Genomic DNA, 4,830 nt, shown 5'->3' with positions numbered 1-4,830 from the left:
AAGGAGTTAGTTGCATCCATTGAAGAGGGACAGATTATTTCTAGAGATCTAGCTGAGCACATTTCGCAAGCGATGAAAACTTGGGCCCTTAATCATGGCGTTTCCCACTACACGCACTGGTTTCAACCTTTGACTGGTTCGACAGCTGAAAAACACGATGCATTTTTCGAACCTGATGAAAATGGCGAAGCAATCGAAAAATTCACTGCAGACGCTTTAGTTCAACAAGAACCAGATGCTTCATCCTTCCCTAATGGCGGTATCCGTAACACATTCGAAGCTAGAGGATATACGGCATGGGATCCTTCTTCACCAGCATTTATCTATGAAACCGGCACCGGTAAAACACTTTGTATCCCTACGGTATTTGTTTCTTATACTGGTGAATCATTAGATTATAAGGCTCCTTTATTAAAAGCAATCAATGCTGTTGATAAAGCGGCAACTGAAGTCGCACAATATTTTGATAAATCAATCACGAAAGTAAACGCCTCTCTTGGTATCGAGCAAGAGTATTTTTTAGTTGACCTTTCCTTATACAATGCACGCCCTGACCTTCAATTGACCGGCCGTACCTTGTTCGGCCACATGTCTGCTAAAGGACAACAATTGGAAGACCATTACTTCGGAGCGATTCCAGAGCGCGTATTAGCCTATATGGTTGATCTGGAAAACGAAGCGTTAAAATTGGGTATTCCATTAAAAACCCGTCACAATGAGGTTGCACCTTCACAGTTTGAGTGTGCACCTATGTACGAAGAGATCAACTTGGCAATTGACCACAATCAATTGTTAATGAACGTGATGGAGCAAGTTGCTTTGAGACACAACTTCAAAGTATTGTTACATGAAAAACCATATTCTGGTGTAAACGGTTCCGGAAAACACAACAACTGGTCTTTGATTACCAATACGGGTATCAACCTATTGTCTCCGGGCAAAACGCCTAAAAATAACCTGATGTTCCTGACATTCTTTGTCAATACCATCAAAGCCGTATTTGAAAATGCAGATTTAATGCGCGCATCTATTGCTAGTGCCAGCAACGACCACCGTTTAGGTGCAAATGAAGCTCCGCCAGCAATTATCTCAATCTTCTTAGGTTCTCAATTAGATGAATTGTTAGAAGAAGTTGAATCAGCCCGCGTAGCGAAAAAAGTAAAAGCTGAAGCCAACTTGTGGCACGGCATCCCTAAAGTTCCAGAATTGAAGCTGGATAACACGGACCGTAACCGTACCTCACCTTTCGCATTTACCGGTAACAAGTTTGAGTTCCGCGCTGTAGGTTCCTCAGCAAACTCTGCCCTACCAATGACGGTATTAAATGCTATCGTTGCTGCTCAATTAATTGAGTTTAAAGCAGAGGTAGACAAACAGATCAAAAAAGGCACGAAAAAAGATCTTGCAATCTTAAATGTTGTCCGTAAATATATCAAAGATTCAAAAGCAATCCNNGAAGAGTGGGAAAAAGAAGCTGCAGCACGTGGTCTTTCAAACATCAAATCTACACCTAAGGCATTAGACGTTTATGTAAAAGAAGAGTCATTGGCCTTATTTGAATCCTTAGGAATCTATACAAAACGTGAATCAGAAGCCCGCCATGAAATCTTGTTAGAGAACTTCTACAAGAAACTTCAAATCGAGGCCCGTGTGATTGAAGAAATGGTCAATAACCAAATCGCACCTGCATGTTTCACTTACCAAAATGAATTAATCGAAAATGTAAAAGGTCTTAAAGACCTAGGACTTGCTCAAGCAGCATTCAGCTCACAGCTGAATTTTGTAGAGCGTATCTCAACACATGTAAACACCATTCTGGAGCAAGCTGAAGCCATGCGTCAAGAACGTAAAAAAGCAAACCAGATCGAAGATGTACGTGAGCGGTCAATCGCTTATGACGAATTGGTAAAACCATATTTTGATGTGATCCGTTACCATGTCAACAAATTGGAAAAAATCGTTGACGATAAAAAATGGCCTCTTCCAAAATTGAGAGAGATCTTATTCTTAAGCTAATATCGCTTCATACAAAAACAAGAAGAGCATTCCGGCTGGAATGCTCTTCTTGTTTTATATACGGACAGTTGATTGGAACAAAACCCTACCGGCCGCTATTTTTTTAACCGGTTATCCTCATCATTATTTCCGGCCCGCTTATCCACGGATTTAATATTGATGTTTCCGAAACGGTAAGAAAGTGAAAGCCGGATCACTCTACTGTCATATCCATTGCGAATGCGATAATATCCGTTTTCCTGAACACTGGACAACCGACGCTGGCCCCTGGTATTCAAGATATCGTTGACAGCCAACTTGACATTCAGCTTTTTGTCGAAAAATGTTTTCCCTGCTCCAAGATCTATCCCATAGTAAGATTTAAAACTAAACACACCATAGACAGCCGGAGAGAAATAATTGGCGGTCAGTTCCACATTGCTTGTCTCTCCAATACGGATATCATGATTGGAGCTCATTTGAAAAGATAGTTTTTCCAATTGCCGCTGAGCACCCGAACGCTCATCAAAATTATATTTGCTGTAGAACGCAGTCACATTGTTGGAAGTGGTCCACCATTTAAGCACTTTAACCGGTATATTGATATTCATGTTATAATAGTCGAAATAGGTCAGGTTTCGATCTGTCTGTGCAATGGCTTTGGTTTCTGAATTGCTCTCAATTACCTGAGTGATCGCATCATTTGTCCTCTTGTAGCCAAGGCTCAACAAATAACGTTCCTTAAAGGTGTAATTCAGTTCGTAGGAGTTGGTATATTGAGGATTCAAATAAGGATTGCCGAATTGATAGGTATATTGATCCAGGTAGTAGATAAAGGGATTCAATGCACCATAATCCGGCCGGTCTATCCTTCGGCTGTAACTCAGACCAAGCTTATGCTTATCGTTGATCTGTTGCTGTATAAATACCGTGGGAAAGAAATCCGTATAATTACGTTTTGTCTGCTGCCCTAAGGTTACTGAATTGCCCAATGAACTTGTATTTTCAACACGGAGCCCCGTTTGCACGGAAAACTTTCCAAAGGACTTATTCAAGGTAAGGTATGCCGCCGCAATGTTTTCGTTGTATAAAAACTGATTACTCTGGTCTTCATTTGGGACAAATTCCCCTGCTGTGTTTTGATCCTCATAGACCAGATTGTTATCTGTTTTCACACGGCTGTATTTTAAACCCGCTTCGAGTTTTGTCGTTTTATCAAAGGGATGGATAAAATCGGTTTTGAAAACTAAAATTTTGGTGTTGGATAACATATCGTTTCGGAATACATTTGGCGCCTTAAACTCCATCCAATTTGGATCCAGAAAACGATTTTTCATCATGCTATTATCGTGATTCTTGGAATACGAATAGTCTGCATTGGCTGTTAGTTCAGTCCCCAGGGTATCGAATGTATTTTTGTAATTGAGGTTGTAAGCCAGGTAATGATAGGCAAAATCCGAAAAGTTGCTTCCCTGTACCACGGAGTCCAATTTCCCTTTTTGTGAAGCAATCAGATTATCCCCTTGTCGTGTTGAATTGCCGCTGCTGACATTACCATTGACAACAAAACCCAACACCTGCTGTTCGCCGAGGTTAAAATCAGCAGCGAATTTAAAATTATGCGCACGGTAACGAAATTTGGAGTAAGAATCTGAATTGAAATAAGTAGTCCCCGTTGAATCATTGACAGAGCGATCGATCGTTAAATCATTAAATCCTAAACTGTTATTATAATTATAGGATGCGAAAATATTCGCCCAACTATTTCGATGATTGACTAAGAAACCGCCGTCACCTTTCGTATATTTCCCCTGCCCCAGATTTAGATTCAGGCTAACATTGCTGCCAAATTGTGTATTTTTTTTGGTTTTGATATTGATAATACCTGCATTACCGGCAGCATCGTATTTCGCCGGTGGATTGGTAAGCACTTCAATTGATGTAATTGAATTTGAAGCCGTATTTTCCAGCAGTCGGCTAACTTCATCCGCCGAAAGATAAGTAGGCTTGCCATCAATCATAATAATTACATTACTTTTTCCGCGGAGATTGATTTTCTTATTATCCAAAGTAACCCCCGGAACTTTTTGTAAAAGTTCCAATGCATTGTTCCCCGTCGCCAAGATACTATTTTCCACATTCAGCACAGTTTTATCAATTTGACTTTCAATTAGAGGTTTCTTACCAACAACCTGAACCTCGCCCAGCACTTTTGATACGGCCTCTAAACGAATGGTATCCAAAGACAATATATCACCCTTCCTTAGGGTTATTTCACTGGAACTGTACGTCGTATAGCCTACCGCCGAAACCTGCATCGTATATTTACCTTCGGGCACTCCCAAAAATTCAACTCCGCCATTCTCCTTAGATACGGTTCCTTTCAGCAGGATACTTCCGGGATTACGGAGCAGTGAAATACTCGCCGCAGCAAGCGGCCCGCCATCCCGGCCGACCACAACCGCATTTAACTTTCCGCCATTCGATTGCGCAAAAACAGTCCCCAAAAAGGAAAATAGCATGATCATAGTAGCGAATAGCAGCAGTTTATTTTTATTTAGTTTCATAACATAATTTCTTTATTCCATCAATTGGATCGTCATTGTTTATTTAGATGACAACAAACATCGTGTATTCATTACACCTTGACTAGGGGAAATAGACGGATAGCCAAAAACCGTCGGCGGATGGTTAAATAAGCTCGGTAAATTGCTTTTCAGGTTTTCTCGGCCACGGCATATTATTCATCCCAAAAAAGTGCCGTACATTTCTTTCAGGAGCGCCGGAGAACAAGATTTCACGCAGCAACTGTTTCAAAATAAAAATTCAAAAAAT

The 4,830-nt window shown here is 40.7% G+C and carries 2 protein-coding genes; one reads left to right on the top strand and one right to left on the bottom strand.

Annotated elements, in window-relative coordinates; all coding sequences use genetic code 11:
* Positions 1-2,016, top strand: a 2,016-nt coding sequence (locus tag B4G94_RS06195; RefSeq protein WP_286857783.1) for a glutamine synthetase III, incomplete at its 5' end; no start/stop codon positions are given.
* 95 nt (positions 2,017-2,111) lie between these two features.
* Here the strand turns inward: B4G94_RS06195 and B4G94_RS06190 are convergent.
* A complete protein-coding gene (locus B4G94_RS06190) occupies positions 2,112-4,562 on the bottom strand; it encodes a TonB-dependent receptor domain-containing protein (protein ID WP_286857781.1) in 2,451 nt (816 codons plus the stop codon).
* Positions 4,563-4,830: the final 268 nt, after the last annotated feature.

The sequence above is a fragment of the Sphingobacterium sp. UBA7625 genome (assembly GCF_002484085.1).
GTDB lineage: Bacteria > Bacteroidota > Bacteroidia > Sphingobacteriales > Sphingobacteriaceae > Sphingobacterium > Sphingobacterium athyrii.
Note: the sequence above shows the minus strand (reverse complement) of the source record. Positions and strands in the feature narration are given on the sequence as shown.

Bases quoted from the DNA above. Each gene is read 5' to 3' on its own strand.
- B4G94_RS06190 (WP_286857781.1), bottom strand. From the start codon at position 4,562: ATGAAACTAAATAAAAATAAACTGCTGCTATTCGCTACTATGATCATG.